The organism is Youxingia wuxianensis, assembly GCF_014385085.1.
Lineage (GTDB): Bacteria > Bacillota > Clostridia > Oscillospirales > Ruminococcaceae > Youxingia > Youxingia wuxianensis.
The window spans coordinates 297,394-320,657 of sequence record NZ_JACRTD010000003.1; the positions used below are offsets into that span (position 1 = coordinate 297,394).

The 23,264-nt window shown below is 43.0% G+C and carries 20 protein-coding genes; 12 read left to right on the plus strand and 8 right to left on the minus strand.

What is annotated here, in order from left to right; genetic code table 11:
- Nucleotides 1–3: 3 nt before the first annotated feature.
- From H8705_RS05735 to H8705_RS05760, 6 genes are read left to right on the plus strand one after another with little or no spacing between them, the layout of a single operon-like run.
- Complete coding sequence (locus tag H8705_RS05735) at nucleotides 4–630, plus strand: histidine phosphatase family protein (RefSeq protein WP_262394864.1); 627 nt, start codon at nucleotides 4–6, stop codon at nucleotides 628–630.
- A 21-nt stretch (nucleotides 631–651) separates the two neighbouring features.
- Nucleotides 652–1,623, plus strand: coding sequence for an adenosylcobinamide-phosphate synthase CbiB (cbiB, locus tag H8705_RS05740; RefSeq protein ID WP_262394865.1), 972 nt, complete (start codon nucleotides 652–654; stop codon nucleotides 1,621–1,623).
- Between the two features lie 15 nt (nucleotides 1,624–1,638).
- Entirely contained in the window at nucleotides 1,639–2,691 is a 1,053-nt protein-coding gene (gene cobD, locus H8705_RS05745; protein ID WP_262394866.1) for a threonine-phosphate decarboxylase CobD, read from the plus strand.
- A 6-nt stretch (nucleotides 2,692–2,697) separates the two neighbouring features.
- Entirely contained in the window at nucleotides 2,698–4,206 is a 1,509-nt protein-coding gene (locus H8705_RS05750; RefSeq protein ID WP_262394867.1) for a cobyric acid synthase, read from the plus strand.
- Nucleotides 4,203–4,718: a cob(I)yrinic acid a,c-diamide adenosyltransferase gene (locus H8705_RS05755; protein WP_262394868.1), complete on the plus strand. Its 516-nt coding sequence runs from the start codon at nucleotides 4,203–4,205 to the stop codon at nucleotides 4,716–4,718. Before H8705_RS05750 ends, H8705_RS05755 begins: the two co-directional genes overlap by 4 nt.
- A 7-nt stretch (nucleotides 4,719–4,725) precedes the next feature.
- Nucleotides 4,726–5,361, plus strand: a complete 636-nt coding sequence (locus H8705_RS05760) for a precorrin-8X methylmutase (RefSeq protein WP_392392070.1) — start codon at nucleotides 4,726–4,728, stop codon at nucleotides 5,359–5,361.
- Nucleotides 5,362–5,421: 60 nt separating this feature from the next.
- Here the strand turns inward: H8705_RS05760 and H8705_RS05765 are convergent, their stop codons facing one another.
- The 4 genes from H8705_RS05765 to H8705_RS05780 form a co-directional block, all read right to left on the minus strand.
- Nucleotides 5,422–6,522 (minus strand): glucuronyl esterase domain-containing protein, encoded by a 1,101-nt coding sequence (locus H8705_RS05765; RefSeq protein ID WP_262394870.1) that lies wholly within the window; start codon nucleotides 6,520–6,522, stop codon nucleotides 5,422–5,424.
- A gap of 24 nt (nucleotides 6,523–6,546) precedes the next feature.
- Nucleotides 6,547–7,377, minus strand: coding sequence for a carbohydrate ABC transporter permease (locus tag H8705_RS05770; protein ID WP_262394871.1), 831 nt, complete (start codon nucleotides 7,375–7,377; stop codon nucleotides 6,547–6,549).
- Nucleotides 7,377–8,231 carry a carbohydrate ABC transporter permease gene (locus H8705_RS05775; RefSeq protein ID WP_262394872.1) on the minus strand — a complete coding sequence of 285 codons (855 nt, stop codon included), beginning with the start codon at nucleotides 8,229–8,231 and terminating at the stop codon, nucleotides 7,377–7,379. Before H8705_RS05775 ends, H8705_RS05770 begins: the two co-directional genes overlap by 1 nt.
- A gap of 124 nt (nucleotides 8,232–8,355) precedes the next feature.
- Nucleotides 8,356–9,672 (minus strand): ABC transporter substrate-binding protein, encoded by a 1,317-nt coding sequence (locus tag H8705_RS05780; protein WP_262394873.1) that lies wholly within the window; start codon nucleotides 9,670–9,672, stop codon nucleotides 8,356–8,358.
- A gap of 378 nt (nucleotides 9,673–10,050) precedes the next feature.
- On the opposite strand from H8705_RS05780, the gene H8705_RS05785 reads away from it, so the two are divergent.
- The 3 genes from H8705_RS05785 (at nucleotide 10,051) to H8705_RS05795 (ending at nucleotide 13,221) form a co-directional block, all read left to right on the plus strand.
- Entirely contained in the window at nucleotides 10,051–10,563 is a 513-nt protein-coding gene (locus H8705_RS05785) for an ATP-binding protein (RefSeq protein ID WP_262394874.1), read from the plus strand.
- A 121-nt stretch (nucleotides 10,564–10,684) separates the two neighbouring features.
- The gene (locus H8705_RS05790) at nucleotides 10,685–12,427 is read left to right on the plus strand and encodes a sensor histidine kinase (protein WP_262394875.1); all 1,743 of its coding nucleotides are present in this window, start codon (nucleotides 10,685–10,687) and stop codon (nucleotides 12,425–12,427) included.
- Nucleotides 12,428–12,438: 11 nt separating this feature from the next.
- Nucleotides 12,439–13,221: a response regulator transcription factor gene (locus H8705_RS05795; RefSeq protein WP_262394876.1), complete on the plus strand. Its 783-nt coding sequence runs from the start codon at nucleotides 12,439–12,441 to the stop codon at nucleotides 13,219–13,221.
- 80 nt (nucleotides 13,222–13,301) lie between these two features.
- Here H8705_RS05795 and H8705_RS05800 read toward each other — a convergent pair whose 3' ends face one another.
- Together H8705_RS05800 and dapF are read right to left on the minus strand one after the other, a co-directional pair.
- Nucleotides 13,302–14,498 carry an LL-diaminopimelate aminotransferase gene (locus tag H8705_RS05800; protein ID WP_262394877.1) on the minus strand — a complete coding sequence of 399 codons (1,197 nt, stop codon included), beginning with the start codon at nucleotides 14,496–14,498 and terminating at the stop codon, nucleotides 13,302–13,304.
- A 34-nt stretch (nucleotides 14,499–14,532) separates the two neighbouring features.
- Complete coding sequence (gene dapF / locus H8705_RS05805; protein ID WP_262394878.1) at nucleotides 14,533–15,381, minus strand: diaminopimelate epimerase; 849 nt, start codon at nucleotides 15,379–15,381, stop codon at nucleotides 14,533–14,535.
- 195 nt (nucleotides 15,382–15,576) lie between these two features.
- On the opposite strand from dapF, the gene cimA reads away from it, so the two are divergent.
- Both cimA and H8705_RS05815 read left to right on the plus strand, forming a co-directional pair.
- The gene (gene cimA, locus H8705_RS05810) at nucleotides 15,577–17,154 is read left to right on the plus strand and encodes a citramalate synthase (RefSeq protein ID WP_262394879.1); all 1,578 of its coding nucleotides are present in this window, start codon (nucleotides 15,577–15,579) and stop codon (nucleotides 17,152–17,154) included.
- Between the two features lie 44 nt (nucleotides 17,155–17,198).
- Nucleotides 17,199–18,533 (plus strand): sodium-dependent transporter, encoded by a 1,335-nt coding sequence (locus tag H8705_RS05815; RefSeq protein WP_262394880.1) that lies wholly within the window; start codon nucleotides 17,199–17,201, stop codon nucleotides 18,531–18,533.
- 269 nt (nucleotides 18,534–18,802) lie between these two features.
- Here the strand turns inward: H8705_RS05815 and H8705_RS05820 are convergent, their stop codons facing one another.
- Nucleotides 18,803–20,179 carry an NAD(P)/FAD-dependent oxidoreductase gene (locus tag H8705_RS05820; protein WP_262394881.1) on the minus strand — a complete coding sequence of 459 codons (1,377 nt, stop codon included), beginning with the start codon at nucleotides 20,177–20,179 and terminating at the stop codon, nucleotides 18,803–18,805.
- Nucleotides 20,163–21,434: a glycosyltransferase gene (locus H8705_RS05825; RefSeq protein ID WP_262394882.1), complete on the minus strand. Its 1,272-nt coding sequence runs from the start codon at nucleotides 21,432–21,434 to the stop codon at nucleotides 20,163–20,165. Before H8705_RS05825 ends, H8705_RS05820 begins: the two co-directional genes overlap by 17 nt.
- Before the next feature lie 288 nt (nucleotides 21,435–21,722).
- Between H8705_RS05825 and H8705_RS05830 the strand changes: the two genes are divergently transcribed.
- A complete protein-coding gene (locus tag H8705_RS05830) occupies nucleotides 21,723–23,183 on the plus strand; it encodes a nicotinate phosphoribosyltransferase (RefSeq protein WP_262394883.1) in 1,461 nt (486 codons plus the stop codon).
- Nucleotides 23,184–23,264: the final 81 nt, after the last annotated feature.

The following is a 23,264-nucleotide window of genomic DNA, read 5'->3' on the forward strand; positions in this document are numbered from 1 at the left end:
AGCATGAAAGTAATTTTTTTGCGCCATGGTAAAACGGCGGGAAATATTCAGAAGCTATATAATGGAAGTACAGACGATCCCTTGTGTGACGAAGGAATAAAAGAAATTGCCGGCTACATAGACGAAAGCTGGTATCCCAAAGTAGACTTTGCATATATCAGTCCTCTGCTGCGCTGCCGGCAGACCAAAGGGATGATTTATCCAGGGGTGCCGGATAAAATAGTCTCTGATTTAAGGGAATGTAATTTTGGCAGGCTGGAGGGAAAAAATCACCAGCTGTTAAAAGAGGTTTTATGGTATCAGCAGTGGCTGGAAAGTCAAAAGGAAGTTATCTCCTATCCCGGCGGGGAAAAGGTTCAATATTTTAAAGTCCGTTGTCAGGATGCCTTTTCCTATTGCCTAAAAGACGCTTTTTCGAAAGGATACGAGAGTATCGCGGTTGTGGCTCATGGGGGGACCATTATGGCGGTAATGGAAGCGTACGCTTACCCACAACGGAAATTCCACGAATGGGTAGTGGGAAACGCCTGTGGTTACCAGCTTGTGTTGGAACAAAAGGATTGGGAGAGACAGCGGCGTTTTATGGATTTAAAGTTAATTGGGCATGAAATAGAAAGATACGCCAGATAAAAAAGTAGGTGGAGTGACGCGGTGTTTTATTCAATTTCGGTGATCGCACTGGGATTCTTTTTGGATCTCATCCTGGGAGACCCTCTTTGGCTGCCCCATCCAGTGAGGCTGATAGGAAAGCTTATTTCTTGGCTGGAGAAGCCGTTGCGGGCTGTTTTTCCGAAATCTAAAAAGGGAGCGTATACGGCAGGAGTGGTTCTCACGCTTCTAGTTGTGACCTTATCTACAGCGGCGCCGGCGGGGATATTATGGTTAGCGTCCCAAATTAACCGGCAGTTGGTTTTTTTGCTGGAAGTAATTATGTGTTATCAGGTTCTGGCAATGAAATCTTTGCGAAGCGAAAGTATGAAAGTTTATGAGCGTCTGGCGCAAAATGATTTGGACGGCGCTAGAAAAGCGGTATCTATGATTGTCGGCCGGGATACAGAAAATCTTACCGCTCAGCAGGTAGCGAAGGCGGCGGTAGAAACTGTAGCGGAAAACACCAGCGACGGTGTAATCGCCCCGCTTTTATTTATTGTGATTGGCGGAGCGCCTTTGGGGTTTTGTTATAAGGCGGTCAATACCTTGGATTCTATGATCGGTTATAAAAATGACCGATATTTATATTTTGGAAGATTTGCCGCTCGGCTGGATGATGTGGTAAATTTTCTTCCGGCCAGGCTTTCGGCAGTATTTATGATCGCAGCGTCCGCCCTGGTAGGGCTGGATTTTAAAAATGCCGCTTTTATTTGGAAACGGGACCGTTTTTGTCATAAAAGCCCCAACAGCGCCCAGACAGAGTCGGCGTGTGCCGGAGCGCTGCATATTCAGTTGGCGGGAGATGCTTTTTACTTCGGTGAACTTTATGAAAAACCTACTATTGGGGATGATCTGCGCCCAATTGAGCTGGAGGATATCCCCCGGGCGAATCGACTGATGTATATGACTGGATTTTTATGTCTAGCGGTATTTTTGCTGACAAAACTGGCGGTATTATTTGTATTGCATTAATTAGGAGGGATATTTATGTCCGAGTTTATTCATGGGGGAGATATTTATTCCTTGCAGGAAGAGGTATTGGATTTTTCCGCCAATATCAATCCTTTTGGTCTTCCCAAGAAGGCAAAAGAAGCCTTAGAAAAATCAATGGACACATGGTGCGCCTATCCAGATCCCTTCTGCCGCAGGCTAACGCAAAAGCTGAGTGAAAAGATTGGAGTACAGCAGGAAAGAATACTTTTTTCAAATGGAGCGGCAGATATTCTTTACCGTTTGGTGTATGCTTTAAAACCGAAGAACGCTCTGCTGCTGGCGCCGGCGTTTGGAGAATACGAGCTGGCGCTGAAAACAGTGGGCTGTAATATTTCTTACCACGCGGTTTATGAAAAGGACCTCTTTGTTTTAAAAGAGGATATTTTAAAAAAGATCACCCCGAACCTTGATATTCTTTTTTTGTGCAACCCCAATAATCCTACAGGTCAGCCTATACAGAAACAGCTTATGGAGCGTATTATAAAACGGTGCGCCGAGAAGCAGGTACTGCTGGCGGTGGATGAGTGCTTTGTTGATTTTTTAGAAAATCCGCAGGAATATTCTGTGCTTAGTCAAATAGAGAAGCATCCCAATTTAGTAATACTGAATGCGTTTACTAAACTATATGGATTGGCGGGGCTTCGGCTTGGTTATGGGATATTTGGGGATACAGAGCTTCTGAAAAAAACAGCGGCCTGCGCTCAGCCATGGGGGGTCAGCGCTCCGGCGCAGGCGGCCGGATTGGCAGCTTTAGAAGACCAAGAATATCTGCAAAAAACAAAAAAGTGGCTGCCGGACCAGCGGGAGTATTTGGCTTCTTCTTTACGGCGTTTGGGATTTACCATATATGGTTCCCAGGCAAACTATATATTTTTTAAAGCTAATAATTATCGTGAATTAAAAGAAAAGCTCCTGGAAAAAAGGATATTGATCCGAGCTTGTGAAAACTTCCGGGGTTTGGATAATCGATTTTACCGAGCAGCAGTGCGGCTGCCTGCGGAAAACAAAAAATTGATTGAGGCGATAAGCGAAATATTAAAGGATTGAGAACGTATGGCAAAAGCGATTATGATACAGGGCACTATGTCAAATGTGGGAAAGAGCCTGCTTGCAGGGGCGTTTTGCCGTATTTTTGCACAGGACGGCTATAAAGTAGCGCCTTTTAAATCCCAAAATATGGCCCTTAATTCCTTTATTACCAAAGAGGGGTTAGAGATGGGACGGGCGCAGGTGATGCAGGCGCAGGCCGCGGGAATTGAACCGTCGGTTTTGATGAATCCCATTCTGCTCAAACCTACTAGTGATGTAGGTTCCCAGGTAATTGTCAACGGAAAAGTTTTGGGAAATATGAAGGCGCGGGAGTATTATACTCATAAAAAAGAATTGATTCCCCATATTATGTCCGCTTACCGCCGCTTGGAAGAGAAATATGATATTATTGTACTGGAAGGGGCGGGCAGCCCGGCGGAGATTAATTTAAAATCCCAGGACATTGTTAATATGGGAATGGCAAAGCTGGCAAAATCGCCGGTGATTTTGGCTGGGGATATTGACCGGGGCGGGGTATTTGCCCAGCTGGCCGGCACTATGATGCTTTTGGAACCGCAGGAACAAGAACTGGTAAAAGGGCTTATTGTCAATAAATTCCGGGGAGAAAGGGAAATTCTTGCCCCAGGGCTTACGATGATGGAGGAAATTTCTAAGCGTCCGGTACTGGGGGTTGTACCGTATATGCACCTGGATATAGATGACGAGGACAGCCTTTCTCAGCGCCTGGATCAGAATATGGCTGGCGGGAAGATTGATATTGCGGTGATTCGGTTTCCCAGAATTTCTAACTTTACGGATTTTAATTTTCTTTCCAGCATAAAAGGGGTATCTGTACGATATGTTTCTTGTGTTTCTCAGCTGAAAAATCCTGATATTCTTTTTCTTCCGGGGACAAAAAACACCATGGGTGATCTGCAGTGGCTAAGAGAATGCGGGTTGGAAGCTCAAATAAAAAAATTTGCTTCCCGTGGAGGAGTTATATTTGGTATCTGCGGCGGATATCAAATGCTGGGAGAGGAAATTAAGGACCCGGTAAATGCCGAACATGGGGGAAGTATGGCGGGGATCGGATTGCTTCCGGCAGTTACCGTTTTTGAGCAGGAAAAAGCCACAACTCAGACAAAAGGGTATTTCTCCAAGGTAGACGGAGCGCTTTCCGGTCTTTCGGGCGTCTTTATAGAAGGTTATGAAATTCATATGGGAAAGACCATGTTGCAAGCAGAGCAGGGCTTGGTTCATTTTACAGAAACTAACGGGCAAGAGGTTTCTCAGATGGAGGGCTGCCAGCGGGGAAATGTATATGGGAGTTACCTCCATGGTATTTTTGACGGCGAACAAGCCGTTCAGAAGCTATTAGAAGGGCTCTGTAAAGTAAAAGGAATTTCTATCGGCGACATCAAGCCGATAAGTCAGCAGGAATACCGGGAAAACCAATATGACCTCTTAGCGCAAGGGGTGCGGGAAAATGTGGAAATGGATAAAATATATGAAATTTTGGAGCGAGGGATATGAACCATATTTATTGCGGCGACGGTAAGGGAAAAACGACGGCTGCCATAGGGCTGGCGGTTCGTGCGGCCGGCAGAGGAAAACGGGTGCTGATTTTACAGTTTTTAAAGGGTCAGCCAACAGGGGAACTGGAAAGCTTAAAAAAGATTTCTAATATTAGGGTAATCCGCGGGAAATTGGGAGGAAAATTTACTTTTGAAATGGATCGGCGGGAACTTCAGCAGACCTATGATATTCATACGAAAAACCTGCTTACTGTAGTGGAGTCAGTTCGGGCGGGGGAGTGCGACCTGGTGATTTTAGATGAAGTGATAGGGGCGCTGAACACTCAGCTTATAGACGAGGATCTGCTGCGAAATTTTATACAAGAAAAGCCGGCGGATATAGAACTGGTTATGACCGGACGCAATCCTCCCCAGTGGCTTTTAGATATGGCGGATTATATTACCGAAATGAAAAAAATCAAACATCCTTTTGACCTGGGCGTTAAGGCACGGGAAGGAATTGAAATGTAAAGGTGAAATGAAAGTGAAGATATCCTTAGAAAATGTATTGCCTGGGGAGATTGAGAAACGCAGTTTTGAAATAATTACGCAGATGCTGGGCGAAAAAAAATTAAAGATAGAAAACGAACAGGTAATCAAGCGGGTGATCCATACTACAGCGGATTTTGACTATGCAGATAATCTCTGTTTTTCCCCAGGAGCAGTAAAAATTTTTGAGCAGGCCTTACGGGAAGGAGCCTGTATTGTCACGGATACCCAGATGGCAAAAGCAGGGATTAATAAAAAATCTCTGGCCCGTTTTGGCGGGGAAGTGTTTTGTTTTATGTCAGATGAAGATGTGGCGCATAAAGCAAAAGAAAATGGAACTACCCGGGCGAGCGCCAGCATGGATAAGGCGTTAAACCTACAGTGTCCGCTGATCTTTGCTATTGGAAACGCGCCTACCGCTTTAATACGTTTGTATGAACTCATAAAAGAAGAAGCGATAAGCCCTAAACTGATTGTTGGTGTACCAGTGGGCTTTGTTAATGTTATCCAATCCAAAGAACTGATTATGCAAAGCGGTGTTCCTTACATTGTGGCAAAGGGAAGAAAAGGGGGAAGCAATGTAGCGGCAGCGATCTGTAATGCGGTGTTGTATTCAATAAAATAAAAAAAGGGACCGGCAGTCGCCGGTCCCTTTTCATGACGCCTAAAGGCGTCATAGAGCAGATTATTTTAAAAATTTGTCACAAAAATCCATATATCGTTTCCAGTCGTAAGGAGTCAGATCATGTCCGCCGGGACGCAAATGATAGCCAAAGTAGCCGTCAATCACCTGTTTGTCGCTTTCCGGGCGAATTTCCGGCAGAGCGATAGGCTTGTCATACAGCTTATACGCTTCACTTCCCAAGGTACAAGCAAGATATTCCGCATCAATGTCCGCCCAAATATCCTCCGACGCGCTGGCAAGGTACCCTGGCCGAGGAGCGGCCATAGCCATCAGGAAATGATGATCCATAGGAAAATCCTCTACCCGCTGCGCATAGGTTTGATAGTTAGGGCAGAACCAGAAGGGATAGTTGGCAACGATATCGCTGATATGTTCTCCCACTTTACCGCGGATAATAGCAGCGCCGCCGGTACCGGAAACATTGGACATGACTACGGCGATACGCTCATCCTGAGCACCGCACCAAAGGGCGGTTTTACCAGCGCGAGAGCAGCCGGAAACTGCAACTTTAGTACCGTCAATATCATCACAGTCCATCAAATAATCCAGTACCCGGCTTGTGGCCCAAGCCCAGGCGCCAATACATCCCCAGGTAGTGCCTTCCGGTTTGTTCTGCGCGGGCGGCATAGCGCTGAGAACGCCTTCCTTATAACGTACACGATCATCCGGAGAGGTGATCGAGGCAACCACCTGTACCGCCGCATATCCTCGATCAGTGATAAAATCAGGCGGGAAAAAAGAATACAGATAAGGCGGTTCTTCGCATCTATGCAGTTCTCCCAAAAAAGGATCTACCATCATCATAGCAGGAACCTTATGGGAAATATTTTTAGGCACATAGATGTTTGCTACTACATCGCAGCTTTTTTTGCCCCACCAATAGGTGGACCTTACTTTACGATAATTATTTTTCCCGCCGCAGGAAGCGTTATCTTCCTCTAATATAGTAGTGAGCACCCGATCTGGCTTGTGCTGAGGGGTATAACCAAATAGATTTTCAGAGATGATTTTCATAATCTCAGGACGGCGGATTTCCTCCCACTCTTTTGCAGTAGTTATCCGGTGTCCATCCAATGCGGTTAATAATTCTGGCAGCGCCATACAAACACCTCTTTTATGAAATAGTTATCCTTTGACAGCGCCTGAGGTAATACCGCTGATAATATAGCGCTGCAGAGCAAGGTAAAGGGCGATAATTGGTATCATGGATAATAGGAAGACAGCAAATGCCATTCCCAGTTCTACAACATTTTTCCCAAAGAAGAAATACTGAGTTAGGGAAAGGGTATATTTTTCCATCTTCTGCAAAATAACAACCGAAACCTGGAAATCGTTCCAAACACTTAATGTGTTGAGGATCGCTGAGGTGCATACGATTGGCTTCATCAGTGGGAATACAATCTTCCAGAAGGTTCCCCAAGGGGAGGTGCCGTCAATAACCGCCGCTTCTTCCAAATCTACCGGGATAGATTTAACAAAGCCGGTAATCAGGATAGTAGTATAGGCCACTTCAAAACCAATTTTGGCTAAAGAGAAGCCCAGGATAGTATCAATCAATCCCCATGCTTTTAAATCCTTATATAGAGGGGTCATAATTGCTTGGAAAGGAATAAGCATCGCACCCAGCATCAGGTAATATAAAATACTGTAAAGTTTATTTTTGCGCCGGGCGATGATATAAGCTGCCATACTGCAGATTAAAGTAAGTACAACCACGGAAATAACGGTAGAGAGCAAGCTGTTCCACAAAGCGTTAAAGAAATTCGATTGCTTCACTCCGTTGACAAAGTTTTCCCAGTGGATAGTAGTAGGAAATCCCAAACGGTCCTGCGCCAGTTCCGGCTTGGATTTTACCGCGTAAATCAAAACGATATAAAAAGGGGAAATATACAGGAGAGCCACGAGGCATTTAAAAGCCACTAACAGGGCCTTTTTCATATAACTGGTTCCAGCCATTAGACTTCCACCTCCCGTTTACGCAGGAAATAAGCTGTCAAGCCGCTGACGATAAAGATTACGATAGTAAACACAATGGCAACCGCCTGGCCATAACCCGCTTTAAAGTAGCCAAATAGGTTTTTATAAATAAGAACCGCAATCGTTTCGCTGGCACGCCCAGGACCGCCGTTAGTGGCAGCCATAGGATAATCGTACACCTTCATGCCCCAGCCCAAATAAATGGTCACATTTGCTGTAATGGCCGGTCCCAACATAGGCAGCGTGATATTCAAAAATTGGTTCCATTTGCTGCATCCTTCAATTTCCGCCGCTTCATAATAATCTTTTGGGATACCCTGCAGAGCGGCGATATAAATAACCATACAGTATCCCGTATCCGCCCAGATACAAATAATGGAAAGCCCGATCATAACTAAATTGATATTGGTAAGCGGATTAGAAATTCCAAATAGTCCATAAAACACATCCTGATATAAATACTTCCAAATAAACGATTGCAAAAGCATGCTTAAACAGAAGGGAAGGAATATCAGGGTACGGATGGTATTATTCAATCGGTTTGTTTTAGAGATGAGCATTGCCACCGCCAAACCAAGCACATTAGAAAATACAACCGTAATAATAGAAAATACAAATGTATTTTTATAAGCGTTTGCTACATGGGAATCGGAAAACATTTTTATGTAGTTATCAAGACCCACCCAATTGCTGTCATTATTTAAACCATCCCAATCAGTAAAAGAAAGGGGAAATCCCTGAATAAACGGGATAATAACAAAGATAGTAAATACAGCCAGTACCGGCAGTATAAAAGTAAAATCTGAAAGTTTTCGTTTTAGACGAGGGTTCATAGTATTCATCCCTTTAACAGTTAAATTCTCTGGCCGTAAATTTGTCTTTAAGCGTTTTGATATAGAGAATGCGCCGCAAACAGAGGCATGTGTTTAACGGCGCATTCCATACTTGAGTGAAAGATTATCCTCTTATTCTGGCCATTTCATCATCAAATTCTTGTAAGAGTTTGGTGACATCCTGATCATTGCGCACTACATAACTTTCCATCAGAGATACATAGGCGTCAGAATATTCAGCGGTATAGTCGGGCAAACCAGCTTTTGGAGCGATATTGCCAGATTCAATATAAGATTTTACCGTCTGAATAAACGGATCCGCATTATCTGTATTTGCATCTACATAACTGCTCATCAGTTTTGCGTTTTCCATCCACAGATTAGCAGCTTCTTCCGAAAGCATGAAATCCAGGAATTTGAAAACTTCATCTTTATGCTGGGTAGTATTGCTTACGATAAATGCGTCGTCCAAAGCAACAGACATCATATTTTCATCCGGGTTGTTGGACCAGGGGGCAGGGAATACGCCAAAGTTGCCTTCCGGATTAGAAGCGATAACATCGCCCATGATCCATCCGCCGTTAATGAACATTGGGCGTTTGCCAGCAGCAAAGTCCTGAATAGCAGTCGGCTGATCCACGCCTAAATCGCCTTCGTCACGGTAAGAGCTGATTTTTCCAAACAGTTCAAAGCCCTGTTTTGCCAGTTCGTTATCGGACAGATTGGCAACGCCTTCCTGAGAATCTCTCCACATAGTAGAGTTATTCATTACTTTCGCCATAGGTACTAAGAAGGATTCCATTTCCTGATAAGGAGCCCAAGTGAAGTTGTATGCATGGATAAACGGAATTACGCCTTCCGACTGGAACTTATCGCACAGGGCGATAAACTCATCTCTGGTGGTAGGTACTTCAACGCCGTATTGTTCAAACATATCCTTATTATAGAATACGCCTTTGATCTGTACGTCGATGGGCACACCGTAATATTTACCGTTTACTTCACATTCTTCCAGAACTTCCGGAACTACTTTTTCCAGGAAAGGAGCGTCGGTGATATCCATGAAGTGTCCGCCTTCAATGAATTCCACCATTTCTCTCGGGGAACCAAAGAACAGGTCAGGAGCGTCATTGGCGTTGATTTTGGTTTTATACATGGTGACAAATTGACCAGAATCAACCATCTGAGCTTCTACTTTAACGCCCGGATTTGCTTCTTCAAAGGCAGCGATGATTTTGTCCAAGCCATCACGCTTCGCCTGCTCGCCCATGTAGTGAATCATCTTGATTGTGACGGTTTCACCATCGGCGGCAGAATCAGCGGGCGTATTGGCAGCATCCGAAGGAGCAGTAGTATCTCCGTTGGAGCCGCAGGCAGTAACAGCAAGCAACATAATTGCAGCCAATACTAGAGCCAAAGCACGTTTTGTAAACTTTTTCATTTTCTTTCCTCCTAATTTAGATTGTTTTAGATCTGCTATAGGATAAAGCTTTACGCTTTATGTTTATTATAAAAAAATTAATAATTTTTTCATATATGATAAAATTATTAAAATATTAGTTTTTTTGTTTAGAATGAACATAACTTTTTTTGGATAGAAAATAAATATGTAAATCATGTGAAAAAGAGAGAGGGGAAGGTAGCGCAGCGGCGGAAAAGGGTAAAAAAGACGAAGTCCATTCGTTTTGAAAATTGACAATGAGGACTGGTTTTGTTATTGTGAAAAAATCAGGAAGACGATAGAAAAATTTCTATCCCTGTGATACAATTCATCTATTATAGATCTTAATAAATCGGAATTTGTACGGGAGGGGTAATATTGATTATATTGATTACAGGGGCCTCTCACACGGGAAAAACTTTGCTGGCACAGAAGCTTCTTAAAAAGTATCAATATCCCTATCTATCTATTGATCTTTTGAAAATGGGATTAATCCGCAGTGGAAATACAAATTTAACTGCGGAAGATGACAGCGAACTGGAGGTCTATCTATGGCCGATTGTTCGGGAAGTAATTAAAACTGCGATTGAAAATAAGCAAAATCTTGTGATTGAAGGTTGCTATATTCCATTTAACTGGAAAGAGGATTTTAGCGAGGTATATTTGAACGAAATTCATTATCACTGCCTTGTGATGAGTGAAAATTATATTAAGCAACATTTTTCGGATATAAAAAAGTATGCTAACCAAATAGAGACTCGTATTGACGACACCTGGTGTACTATAAATTCTGTACTTGAGGACAATGCTCATTATCTTAAAATGTGTAAACAATATGATTGTAATTATATTTTGATTGATGAATACTACCCAGAGGAAATTGATTTATAAATGGCGGTAAAGAGTTGGGGTTATTTTGGATTATTTTTGTGAAAGAACAAAGAACTTGACGAAATACGGGAACTTAGTTATCTTTAATAGGTAGAAATTTTAAAGGTAAAGGAGAAAAGTGGTGAGAAAATTATTTGAGAAATTTTCCAACATGAAGCTGCTTTATAAGCTCCTGACCGTGTATTTCTTTGTTTTTGTTGTAATTATCCTTTTTAGTTTAATCCTGTTTGGCTACAGTGCTACCATTATTCGGGAGGAAACAAAGTTTGCATCGGAACAGCTCACACGGCAGATCAGCGTCAACCTGGAGCAAGATTTGTCCACTACTACCAATAATTTATTTGGAACCTATAATTTGATTTTATTAGGTGACAATCTCAGTGTTCCTCTGGCCTATGGTGAAGATGCGGCCTATAAAAATAATATACGCGGATATTCTATCCGCAGAGCTTTAAATGAATATCTATATTCCACCAGTTTTATAAACTGGATTGGGGTGATAGATACCAATGATTATATTTATACTTCTGTACGCCCCACCAAAGATATCGCCTATAATTTGGAAGAAAATATGCAGCGGGACCGGCAGGATTGTATAGAAGCGGGAGGGAAAATTCTCTGGAGAGTACTGGAGGACGGAACAATTTCCCTGAGCCGTTTAATTTATAATAATGCCACTATGCAGTATACTGGTTATGTGGTTGTAAATATTAATCCGCAGATATTTTATGATACTTTAAACAGTTTTGGCATTTTAGGCGGAGTTAATCTGATTATTTATGATTCTTTTTCTATGCCGATGCTTTATTATCTGTCTGAGGATTTAGAATCCGCCATGATCACGCTGCCTTCACAGGAGAGAGACTATATAAGCGTTGACGGGCAAACATATGTGTTTAGTAAAGAAATGATTACCAAAAGCGGCTTAGAGCTGATCAAGCTTACGAATATCAGCGCAAATGCGGCCAAAATTGAAGATCTGACAAAGGTGTTTGTACTTACCTGCATCTGCTGTCTGCTGCTCATCTCTCTGCTTACCACGCTGGTACTTTCCTCCATTAGTAAAAATATTCGGATTTTAATGGGCGGAATTGAACAGGTGTCTTCTGGGGATCTTTCGGTACAGATCCAGCCGGTCTCAAATGATGAAATCGGTGAAATTGCAGTAAGCTTCAATCAGATGACAGAACAGATGAACCGACTTGTTGGAGAAGTGAAAAAAGAAGCTCGTCTTCGCCAGCAAAAAGATTATCAGCTGTTGGAAGCCAAATATCAGGCGCTTCAGTCTCAAATTAATCCGCATTTTATGTTCAATGCTCTGGAATCCATTAATGGGATCGCAAAAATCAATCAAGATAATGAAATCAGCAGCCTAATTCAAAAATTGGCTCTTCTTCTCCGGGATAATTTGGACCGCAGCGGAACTTTCTGTCCGTTAGCAGAAGAGATTGAATATATTATGAACTATCTGGATTTGTTCCGCCAAATTTATCCATCTAAACTGGTTATTGTCAATAAACACGACCCGGATTTGGATACGGTAGCGGTTCCTACCTTTATCCTTCAGCCGATTGTTGAAAATGCGGTAGTCCATGGGATTGGACAAAAAGTAGGAAAAGGGGTTATCACCATTTCCACCAGGATATATAATGATGTACTGCAGATCAGTGTGACGGACGATGGAGTGGGTATGTCGCCGCAAACTGTCCGTCAGGCGCTTAATCCCAAAGAGAACCGCAAGCATATTGGTCTTAACAATGTAAACGAGAGGATACATTTATTATATAACGAGGATATTTATGGAATGGAAGTTACTTCCGAACCGGGAAAAGGAACGACGGTAAGTATTTGCCTGCCTATTTAAGGAGAAAAAGCATGTATAAAGTTGCGATTATGGATGATAACCAAATTGTGTTGGATTCCATACTGAAAACGATTGATTGGGAAGGTCTTGACTGTACGGTATGCTGTACAGCGGACAACGGAATCGATGGTCGGGCGAAAATTTTGTCTCATTGTCCGGATATTGTAATTACTGATATTATGATGCCCGGTTTTGATGGATTGGAATTAACCAGGTTAATCAAGCAGGAAATGCCAGGAATAAAATTTATTCTGATCACTGGTTACAGCAGTATGGATTTTGCTCGGCAATCGATTCGGCTGGGGGTATTCGATTATATCCCAAAGCCGATTGACAACGAAGAACTAATGAAGGTGATCCGAGAAGCCATCCAAAAAATTGAGGAGGAGCACAAAGAAAAACAAGGAGTCCTGCCTGACGCCGCACAGCCGCAGGATCAAGTGCTTGCTTTTATTGAGGGTGTAAAAAATAACCGCAAAAACTATTCGGCTCTTGTCCAGCAGGTGTTGGATTATATTGAAAAAAATTTATACAGCGATCTTTCCTTAAAAAAGACCGCGGATGAATTTTTTATTTCTCCCAGTTACTTATCCTCTCTGTTTAAAAAGGACACAGGACAAAGTTTTATCAGCTATGTTACCATGAGCAAGCTTAATCAAGCGAAGCTTCTGCTTGCCAATCCCAGATATAAGGTGTATGAGGTGGGGAACATGGTGGGATATAAAGATTATAGTTATTTTTATCAGGTATTTAAGAAGTATTATGGATATGCCCCGGGAAAAGCGCCGGAATAAGATATTGCTATAGAAAAAGGAGGGCCCTCCTCGCTTTGGCGAGAGGGTCCTCCTTTTTGTTTATATACTTACTTATAAAGTTATAATAGTTTTTTAATGCGCTCCATTGCTTCCATCGTGTTCTCCCGGTTACCAAAAGAGGTGAGCCGGAAAAATCCTTCTCCATTGACACCAAAACCAGCGCCTGGGGTACCAACTACAGCAGCTTTGCTCAACAGATAATCAAAGAAATCCCAGGATAACATTCCTTTTGGACACTCCATCCAAATATAAGGGGAATGGACCCCTCCGAAAAATTTAATTCCTTTTTCGCTTAAAGCGTCGGCAATAATTTTAGCGTTTTGCTTATAATAAGCGATCATTTCATGGGCCTGTTTCATCCCTTCTACAGAAAAGACCGCCGCCGCGCCTTTTTGAATAATATAAGGCACACCGTTAAATTTTGTTGTCTGGCGGCGATTCCACATTTTATTCATGTAAAGCTCTTTACCATCACAGGTTTTTTTCTTCAGCTGCTTGGGTACGACAGTATAACCGCAGCGGGTGCCGGTAAAACCAGCGGTCTTAGACAGGGAACAGAACTCAATCGCACAGGTTTTCGCGCCTTCAATTTGGAAAATGCTTCTGGGAAGGCTATCATCACCGATAAACGATTCATATGCCGCATCAAACAGGATAATCGCTTCGTGGGCATTTGCATAATCTACCCAAGCTTTCAATTGCTGCTTGTTATATACCGCGCCTGTAGGATTATTAGGGGAACAAAGGTAGATCATATCTCCATGTACACGGTCGTCCGGCATAGGAAGAAAGCCGTTTTCAGCATTGGCATTCATATAGACGATTTTTCTGCCGGACATAATATTGGTATCTACATACACTGGATATACCGGATCTGGAATTAGTGCCACATTTTCGATGGAGAACAGGTCAGTAATATTGCCAAGGTCGCTTTTGGCGCCGTCGCTTACAAAAATCTCATCCATATCTAAGCTTACACCGCCGCGGGAGTAATACTGCTGAATCGCCTCCCGAAGGAAAGCATACCCCTGTTCCGGCCCATATCCACGGAAAGTAGCGGCATTTCCCATTTCATCCACCGCACGGTGAAGCGCTTCGATTACCAAAGGTTCTAAAGGAAGGGTAACATCCCCGATCCCCATGCGAATTACCTTTTTATCCGGATTTGCTTCGGTGAATGAGGAGACGCGTTTTGCGATTTCAGAAAAAAGATAACTTTCCTTGACGTTTAAATAGTTCTCATTCAGGTATGCCAAAATACATCAACTCCAATATATATTTATAAAATACTTATACATCTACCTCAATAACGCCGTCGAACACATGGGTGGCAGGCCCTTTCATAATCACCGTTTGATCCTTCTGATAGGTGATTTTTAAATCGCCGCCTTTTAAATGAACCGTAACTTCCTCATCTGCATTACAGTAACCGTTGATCACGGCGGCGGCCACGCTGGCGCAGGCTCCGGTTCCGCAGGCAAAAGTTTCTCCCGATCCCCGTTCCCATACGCGCATTTTCAGAGTTTTTTTGTCAATTACCTGGACAAATTCCGTATTAATGCGGTCAGGGAATTTTTCATGATTTTCAAATAAAGGGCCGATTTCTTCTAAAGCAATGTGATCCACATCATTGCAGAAAATCACTCCATGGGGATTTCCCATAGAAACACAGGTAATCAGATATACCTCGCCATGGACCAGCATAGGCTGGCTGATAAATTCAGGATACGGCGTTTTTACTGGGATATGTTTGGAATTAAAATCCGCCTTTCCCATATCCACCGAGGCGAACACCGCTTTTTTGTTTTCAATGGTCAAATCCAGATGTTTAATACCGCTTTTAGTATCAATATCTAACTGAGTCTTTTGTGTAAGCTGATGATCGTAAACGTATTTGCCCACACAGCGGATAGCATTTCCGCACATATTGCCTTCTGAGCCGTCGGCGTTAAACATTCTCATTTGGAAATCCGCCCGGTCAGAGGGGCAGATCAAGACCAAACCGTCGGATCCAATACCAAAATGGCGATGGCTTATGAATTTGGAAAGTTCGTTAGGATGTTCAATTTTCTGTTCCAGACAATTAACATAAACATAATCGTTCCCCAGGCCATGCATTTTTGAAAACGGGAGGATCATTGTCAGACACCTCATTTTAATAATAGTTTCTTTTACAGTTTACCTCAAAACTTCATTATTGTAAACCGCCAAACCATACAAGAAATGAAAGAAATTCCAAAAGCAATTTCATATAATGGGAAAACGCCTTGACGCGGAAAGATTTTTTCACTATGATTAAAAGTACTTATTTATGTATAATCGAGGTTAGCCATAATGAAAAAGATTGAAATTTTTGACTCTACCTTAAGAGACGGCGCCCAAAATGAAAGCGTGTCTTATTCGGTGGAAGACAAATTGAATATAGTACGTTATTTGGACAAGCTGGGGATTGATTATATTGAAGCTGGCAATCCCTTCAGCAATCCAAAAGATCACGCTTTTTTTTCCCGGGTAAAAGAGCTGGATTTAAAATATGCGAAGCTGGTGGCCTTTGGTTCCACCCGCCGCAGAGACAGCCGCGTTCAGGATGATAAGAACTGCCTTGCCTTAATGGAAGCGGATATCGATTGTATATCAATATTTGGAAAAGCATCCTGCTGGCAGGTGAAAGAGGTGCTGGGGACAACGCCGCAAGAAAACCTGCGTATGATTTTTGATACGGTTTCCTTTTTTACAAAGGCAGGAAAACGAGTCTTTTTTGACGCGGAGCATTTTTTTGACGGATATAAAGACAATAAAGAGTACGCGCTGTCCGCTTTGCGTGCGGCGCAGGAGGCCGGCGCTTATAAATTAATATTATGCGATACGAACGGCGGCGCTTTTCCGGACGATATCGGGGAGATTACCAAAGAGATAGTACAGATTTTCCCAGGAAAAGTGGGTATTCATTGCCACAATGATATGGGCTGTGCTGTCGCTGGATCGGTTATGGCGGTAAAAGCAGGCGCGGATCATGTACAGGGAACTTATATAGGAACCGGTGAAAGATGCGGAAACACCAATTTATCCACCATTATTGGGGATTTGCAGCTGAAACTCGGATATACTTGTATTCCTCAGGAGAAAATTGTCCGGCTCACCAAAACAGCCCGTTTTGTGTCCGAAGTTTCCAATGTGCGTCTGGCCCATGCCATGCCTTATGTGGGGAAAAGCGCTTTTGCCCACAAGGGAGGGATGCATGTGGATGGCGTGCAGAAAAATAACGCCGCCTTTGAGCATGTTGCCCCAGAAATTGTAGGGAACCAACGGCATATTCTCCTTTCAGAGGTTTCTGGCAGAGCGGCAATGCTTACTAAAATCAGCGAGGTAGACAGTACCATTACAAAGGACTCCCCAGAGGCAAACCAGCTGATCCAGCGCCTGAAGGAGCTGGAATATGAAGGCTATCAGTTTGAGGCGGCTACCGCTAGTTTTGAGCTTGTGGTGTTAAAAGAATTGGGGAAATTCAGCCCGTTTTTCGATGTGGAGCTGTTTCGGATTATTGGGGAACAGGACACGGCGGGTAAACATAATATGGCTTCCGCTATGGTAAAACTGCGGGTAGGACAGCGGTGGGAAATGACCGCCGATGAAGGAGACGGCCCGGTCCATGCCTTGGATAAGGCCTTGCGTAAGGGGTTGGAAATTTTTTATCCTAGTCTTTCCAATGTTAAACTGATTGACTATAAAGTGCGTGTAATGGATACAGGGAAAGCTACGGCAGCTTTGGTGCGAGTACTTATCGAATCCACGGACGGGGAAAATGTTTGGACTACGGTAGGCGTTTCTACGGATATTATTAACGCCAGCTCCCGTGCGCTGATTGACTCTATGGAATATAAATTGTATAAAGATCAAACCATGAAAAAATAATAATTACAAAAGATTCTTATCTTGCAATTGAAAGGGAAGAGGTAATGGAGAAGAGAAATCAATGGGCCTCCCGATTGGGATTTGTTCTGGCTACGGCCGGGGCTGCGATTGGCCTGGGAAATTTATGGAAATTTCCTTATCTTATGGGAAAAAACGGAGGATTCCGTTTTTTAACGGCTTATCTAATTTTTGTAGTAATTTTAGGGATTCCAGTAATGATTATGGAAATGTCCATCGGGCGGTATACGCAGCAAAGCCCGGTAAACGCATTTCGCTCCTTAAATAAAAAAACTACAATTATCGGTGGGATGGGGGTATTGAGCGCATTTATTATCCTGTCTTATTACAGCGTAATCGGCGGTTGGCTGCTGAAATATATTGCTTCGTATATCACCACATTTTCTGCTCCTGTAGATTTTAACGCGTATGCCGCTACTGCAGGGGAGCCTATTTTTTGGCATTTCGTATTTATGGCATGCGCTGCTTTTGTTTGTTATAAGGGAACAGCGGGAATTGAAAAGGCGTCCCGGATTATGATGCCGGGGCTTTTTATTTTAATTGTAATAATTATTGTACGTTCCCTTACGCTACCAGGGGCGAAAGCCGGGTTAGAATTTATGTTTTTCCCCAAATCCGAAGAAGGACGCTTTGATTTGAATTTTATCGTAGCCGCATTGGGACAAGTGTTTTATTCTTTGAGCCTATGTATGGGGATCACGATTACCTTTGGAAGTTATCTCAAAAAGCAGGAGGATATTCCTAAAAATTGCCTTTTGGTGGCAGGGCTGGATACTATGATGGCGCTGTGTGCGGGACTGGCAATCTTTCCGGCAGTGTTTTCTTTTGGATTAGAGCCGACACAGGGAGCCAGCCTGGTTTTTGGAACTCTGCCAAAGGTGTTCGACGCGTTGGGCGGCGGCGTCATATTTGCCATTTTATTTTTTATTCTTTTATTTTTCGCGGCTCTGACTTCGTCGATTGCTCTATTGGAGTGTATTGTTTCATTTGCTATGGATGACCTGCATTGGGGCCGCAGCAAATCGGTAATTGTATTGGCGGTACTGTCCTTTCTGCTGGGGGTTCCCAGCTCCTTGGCCTTTGGAGCGACAAGCGATTTTTTAATCCTCAATTATAACTTCTTTGACCTTATGGGGATGCTGACAGATAATATTTTAATGCCTATCGGCGGAATATTTATGTGTATTTATGTAGGTTGGATTTGGGGACCGCAAAAACTAATCCAGGAGATTGAACAGGGATCAGTGACCTTTAGACTGAAAAAAGCATGGGTGATTTGTATTCGTTTTATCACTCCGCTGCTGATTGCCGTTGTTACAGTAATGGGGTTTCTGAATATTTATAATATCATAAAAGCTTAAAAAGTTCCCCCTGGCAAGCCAGGGGGAACTTTTTTATAGCGATGTTATCAATATATGACATATGTCGCCTGCAGCAAGCAGGAAAACATTTTGCGTTTTTGGACGCGGAGATAAGTTACTTCGCTTTTTCGCGAACCTTCGCCAGGGCAGGGTACAGGAGCAAAACTGTGTTTTCCGGCTGCTTTTTATTGAGGAACAATAAAAAATTCATTTCAATGGCCCCGGACAAAGGACTGGCCGGGGCCAAAAAACAGACTGCAGCTAGTTTTTTATTTTTGGAAAATACTGTCCGCCACATAAAGGCCGTTAGCCGCCGCCTGGGAAAGGGAACGGGTAAATCCAGCTCCATCTCCAAGGGCATAAATACCTTTACAACCGTCCACTTCAAAATTTTCGCATTTTGGACGGGCGGAATAGTACTTACATTCAATGCCGTAAAGCAAGGTATCATAATTGGAAGTACCAGGGGATACCTGATTTAACGCTTCCAGGGTTTCAATAATATTATCTAGCTGGCGTTTGGGAAGACAAAGGCTTAAATCGCCGGGTACCGCATTTAGCGTAGGTTTTACGGTACTTTTATGAAGCCTGCTTTCGTCAGTGCGCCGGCCGTCCCGCAGATCGCCGAGCCGCTGTACCAGCACGCTGCCGCCGCTGATCAGATTGGCGAGGCTGGCAACATGACGGGCATACTCAATAGGAGAGTTAAACGGCTGGGTAAAGCGGATGGTAGAAAGCAGGGCAAAGTTGGAGTTTTCGGTTTTTTTGGCAGGGTCACGATAACTATGACCGTTCACTGTCAATATTCCATCGGTATTTTCCGTAACTACGCTGCCTCGCTCGTTAAAACAAAACATACGGGTAGTATCGCCGTATTGCTTAGACGAATACCAAATTTTGGGCTCATAAATTTTCTTGGAAAAATCCTCCCATACGATGGAAGGAAGCTCCACACGAACTCCGATATCCACTTGATTGTTATGAAGAGGAATATTATTTTGTTCACACCACTCGGAGAAAAACAAGCTCCCCACACGGCCAACAGCAAAAATGATCTTATCCGCAGTAAATTTATGTTCCCCTTCGGAATTTCTGGCAGTGATCAAATGACTGTGCCGGTCGACATCTGTAACGGTGGTGTTGGTATGGATCTCGCACCGCTGGCTTAAGGTTTCTACCAAGCGCATCATAGTGTCAAAATTACTGTCCGTACCCAAATGTTTAAGCTGCGCCTGGTTCATATGCAGATCATATTTTAAGCATAATTTTTTCAATTCATTATTAGGCATGTACCTTTCCGTCGTAGCGCCAAACTGAACTAAAATTTTATCCGCTTGTTCAATATAGTCCATTACAGTAGACTCCGGCAGAAATTCTGTCAGCCAGCCGCCATATTCTGTAGAGATTACATACTTCCCGTCAGAAAAGGCCCCGGCGCCGCCCAAGCCCTCCATGATAGCGCAGGATTTACATTTGATACAGGTATTGGTTTTTTTAGAAACAATCGGACAGTTTCGTTTATTTAAAGGATTTCCTTTTTCCAGCAGGCAGATAGCAAGCTCCGGGTGATTTTCACTCAGACGGTAAGCCGCCATCAGACCACCGATACCGCCTCCAATAATAACCACATCATAATTTGGTTTCATATTTGTTTTTCCTCCATTTTTTTAGGCCGATCCGTTTCGCAGCGATTTTTTTTGGCCGCCATATTTTCAGCCTATGCTTGCGATGGGTCTGTTCCTGAATTGCGCCGTCGTACACTTGGAGCACATACTGAGCCAGATTGACAGCGCCGCTGTTTTCTACCGACTCCCGGGTGGATTTTTTCAACTTGTCCAATTCCTGTGGAGACATATTTTTAATTTTTAGGATTTTATCGTACATGTCTTGAGCGTCTTTAAAAATATAACCGTTGATATTATCCTTTACCTGCCCCTCATTTAATGGGTCGGTAATCTGAAGCACCGGCAGCCCCATAGCCATACCTTCCAGCATGGAAATAGAATTGGTATCCGAGGTAGAGGCAGTGATATAAAAATCACAGCAGGCAAAATAAGGCGGGATTTCGTCGTGCATTACTTTTCCTGCGAAGGTGACCATAGGATCAATACCCAACTGACGAGACTGCTCTTCCAATTCTTCTTTACAGGGACCGTCGCCAATGATCAAAAGTTTAATATCCTCCTGCGGACCGATGGTCTGCGCCCAGTAATCGAGCAAGATATCCACGCTTTTTTCCCGGCCTAACCTGCCTACAAACACCGCAATAGTCATATTATCCGTATAGTTGAATTTTTCTCGGAAAGCTTTTTTCCTGTCTTCTTGAATATTTGCTGCATTAAAGGTATCTAAATCCACCGGGTTGGGAATGACATTCACCGGTTTATTGTATACGCCTACCTTGCGGAAATATTCTTCGCATTTTTTTGAGGGGCCGGTTAAGGCGTTGGCAGAGTTTGCCAGCATATGGATATACTTATGAGAAATTTTAGTAGAAGCGCCGGCCAGTGCAGCAGGAGCTACATAATAGATATATTCATCATACATGGTATGCAGAGTATAAACCAGGGGAGTGTGTAAAATTTTTGCAATCATAATACCAGAAAGACCGATACCAAACTCATTATGAATATGAATAATATCCGGATTAAACTGGCTGATCAGCTTGAGCCGGGTGGTGCTCAAAGGCATGGCTACGCCATAGCCATAAAACCGTTTGGAAGTATGCGCCGGACAGTGTAAAATTCCTTTGGCGATATAATGTTTACGGGAAGTGGCGTCGGCGGTGACCACCAGAACTTCATGGCCTAGTTTTTCCAAGCCGTCCTTTAAGGATTTTACATGAGTAACTACGCCGTTGATGTGAGGAAGATATGTCTCTGTAAATAATGCAACTCGCATTATGGCACGCTCCTATCCGAAGTTAAATTCTTTTTCTTCCAGTTATTTGTAGAGTTCGATCTCATTTTATTTTTCAACAGCACATACAGCTTTAGTATAGCATAATAAGGAAATAAATCAAACATAATAAATGAAAGAAAAAAGTAAAGGTCTGCTAGTTGATCGTTTAGAGAAAAGGACGCTGAAATATTCTGTTGCGGCCTAAATAAATATACGACAATATTTGCCAAATCTCTTCAAAGGGTGTAAAATATTAGCTAAAGTTTATTGAAACGGAGCGGGGAAGAAATGGAGATAGAGTTTAATCTGAAAAGAAATCTAAGTATGCTTACCGATTTTTATGAAATGACCATGTCCAATGGTTATTTTGAATATGGATTTACAGAAAGACAGGCGGTATTCGATATGTTTTTTCGTAAAATTCCCGATGAGGCGGGGTTTGCAATTTTTGCCGGATTGGAGCAGCTGGTGGAATATTTGCGCAACTTGGAGTTTACCCCGGACGATCTGGCTTATTTCCGTGAAAAAGGCCAGTTCAGCGAAGCATTTTTAGAGTACCTTGCAAATTTTAAATTTGAGTGTGATATTTGGTCGGTAAAGGAAGGGACGCCGGTATTTCCTTACGAGCCGGTAGTGATAGTAAAAGGACCGGTCATCCAGGCACAGTTGATTGAAACTATGGTGCTGCTCACAATTAATTATCAATCCCTGGTAGCTACTAAAGCTAATCGTATGTGCAGAGCGGCGCAGGGACGCCCCATTTCCGAGTTTGGTTCCCGAAGAGCGCAAAGTTATGACGCTGCTATTTTAGGGGCGAGGGCCGCGTATATCGGCGGCTGTGCCTCTACTGCCTGTGTTATCGCCGACCGTGATTACCGTATTCCGGCGGTGGGTACCATGGCACACAGTTGGGTTCAGCTTTTTGACAGTGAATATGAGGCGTTTGAAAAATATGCTCGTCTCTATCCGGATAACTGCGTATTTCTGGTGGATACCTATAATGTGATCAAATCTGGGATTCCTAATGCAATTAAAGTATTTGATAAAATTTTAGCCCCTCAGGGGATTCGCCCAAAGGCGATTCGAATCGATAGCGGAGATATTGCCTACCTTTCCAAAAAAGCCAGGAAGATGCTGGATGCGGCAGGATACGAAGATGTAAAGATTATGGCGACCAATTCGCTGGATGAATATATTATCCGGGATTTGATTGTGCAGGGAGCGAAAGTAGATATGTTTGGAGTAGGGGAGAATCTGATCACCAGCAAATCCGACCCTGTATTCGGCGGCGTATACAAACTGGCGGCGGTAGAAAAAGATGGGAAATTTGTGCCTAGGATAAAAATTAGTGAAAGCATTGAAAAAATTACAACCCCATGCTTTAAAAACCTTTATCGTTTTTACAATAAAGAAACAGGCCAGGCAATCGCGGATTATGTGACTATGCGGGATGAAACGGTGGACACCTCCAAACCGATTACTATTTTTGATCCGGTAGCCACCTGGAAAAAACAAACTCTTACCAATGTGACAGCCGAATGTCTGCTTACCCAGGTCTTTGAAAAAGGACGGTGTGTTTATAAACTGCCGGAGCTGGAAGAGATCAAAGCTTACTGTGCTCATCAGGTGGATACCTTATGGGACGAGGTAAAACGGTTTGAGCACCCCCATAGATATTATGTGGATCTTTCCAGTGAACTTTGGAATAATAGAAATATTCTTCTGGAGGAAATAAATAATATCCAATAAAAAATGTAAGGTTTTAAGTTTTACAGTTTAAAGTGCATATTGCATTTTTTATCAATTTTGATATAATGTAGTGTATGCAAT

What these genes read in the sequence shown, in the direction of transcription:
- H8705_RS05735 (WP_262394864.1), top strand. Translation starts at nt 4, where the DNA reads ATGAAAGTAATTTTTTTGCGCCATGGTAAAACGGCGGGAAATATTCAG.
- cobD (WP_262394866.1), top strand. Translation starts at nt 1,639, where the DNA reads ATGTCCGAGTTTATTCATGGGGGAGATATTTATTCCTTGCAGGAAGAG.
- H8705_RS05750 (WP_262394867.1), top strand. Translation starts at nt 2,698, where the DNA reads ATGGCAAAAGCGATTATGATACAGGGCACTATGTCAAATGTGGGAAAG.
- H8705_RS05755 (WP_262394868.1), top strand. Translation starts at nt 4,203, where the DNA reads ATGAACCATATTTATTGCGGCGACGGTAAGGGAAAAACGACGGCTGCC.
- H8705_RS05760 (WP_392392070.1), top strand. Translation starts at nt 4,726, where the DNA reads ATGAAAGTGAAGATATCCTTAGAAAATGTATTGCCTGGGGAGATTGAG.
- H8705_RS05765 (WP_262394870.1), bottom strand. Translation starts at nt 6,522, where the DNA reads ATGGCGCTGCCAGAATTATTAACCGCATTGGATGGACACCGGATAACT.
- H8705_RS05770 (WP_262394871.1), bottom strand. Translation starts at nt 7,377, where the DNA reads ATGGCTGGAACCAGTTATATGAAAAAGGCCCTGTTAGTGGCTTTTAAA.
- H8705_RS05775 (WP_262394872.1), bottom strand. Translation starts at nt 8,231, where the DNA reads ATGAACCCTCGTCTAAAACGAAAACTTTCAGATTTTACTTTTATACTG.
- H8705_RS05780 (WP_262394873.1), bottom strand. Translation starts at nt 9,672, where the DNA reads ATGAAAAAGTTTACAAAACGTGCTTTGGCTCTAGTATTGGCTGCAATT.
- H8705_RS05795 (WP_262394876.1), top strand. Translation starts at nt 12,439, where the DNA reads ATGTATAAAGTTGCGATTATGGATGATAACCAAATTGTGTTGGATTCC.
- dapF (WP_262394878.1), bottom strand. Translation starts at nt 15,381, where the DNA reads ATGATCCTCCCGTTTTCAAAAATGCATGGCCTGGGGAACGATTATGTT.
- cimA (WP_262394879.1), top strand. Translation starts at nt 15,577, where the DNA reads ATGAAAAAGATTGAAATTTTTGACTCTACCTTAAGAGACGGCGCCCAA.
- H8705_RS05815 (WP_262394880.1), top strand. Translation starts at nt 17,199, where the DNA reads ATGGAGAAGAGAAATCAATGGGCCTCCCGATTGGGATTTGTTCTGGCT.
- H8705_RS05820 (WP_262394881.1), bottom strand. Translation starts at nt 20,179, where the DNA reads ATGAAACCAAATTATGATGTGGTTATTATTGGAGGCGGTATCGGTGGT.
- H8705_RS05825 (WP_262394882.1), bottom strand. Translation starts at nt 21,434, where the DNA reads ATGCGAGTTGCATTATTTACAGAGACATATCTTCCTCACATCAACGGC.
- H8705_RS05830 (WP_262394883.1), top strand. Translation starts at nt 21,723, where the DNA reads ATGGAGATAGAGTTTAATCTGAAAAGAAATCTAAGTATGCTTACCGAT.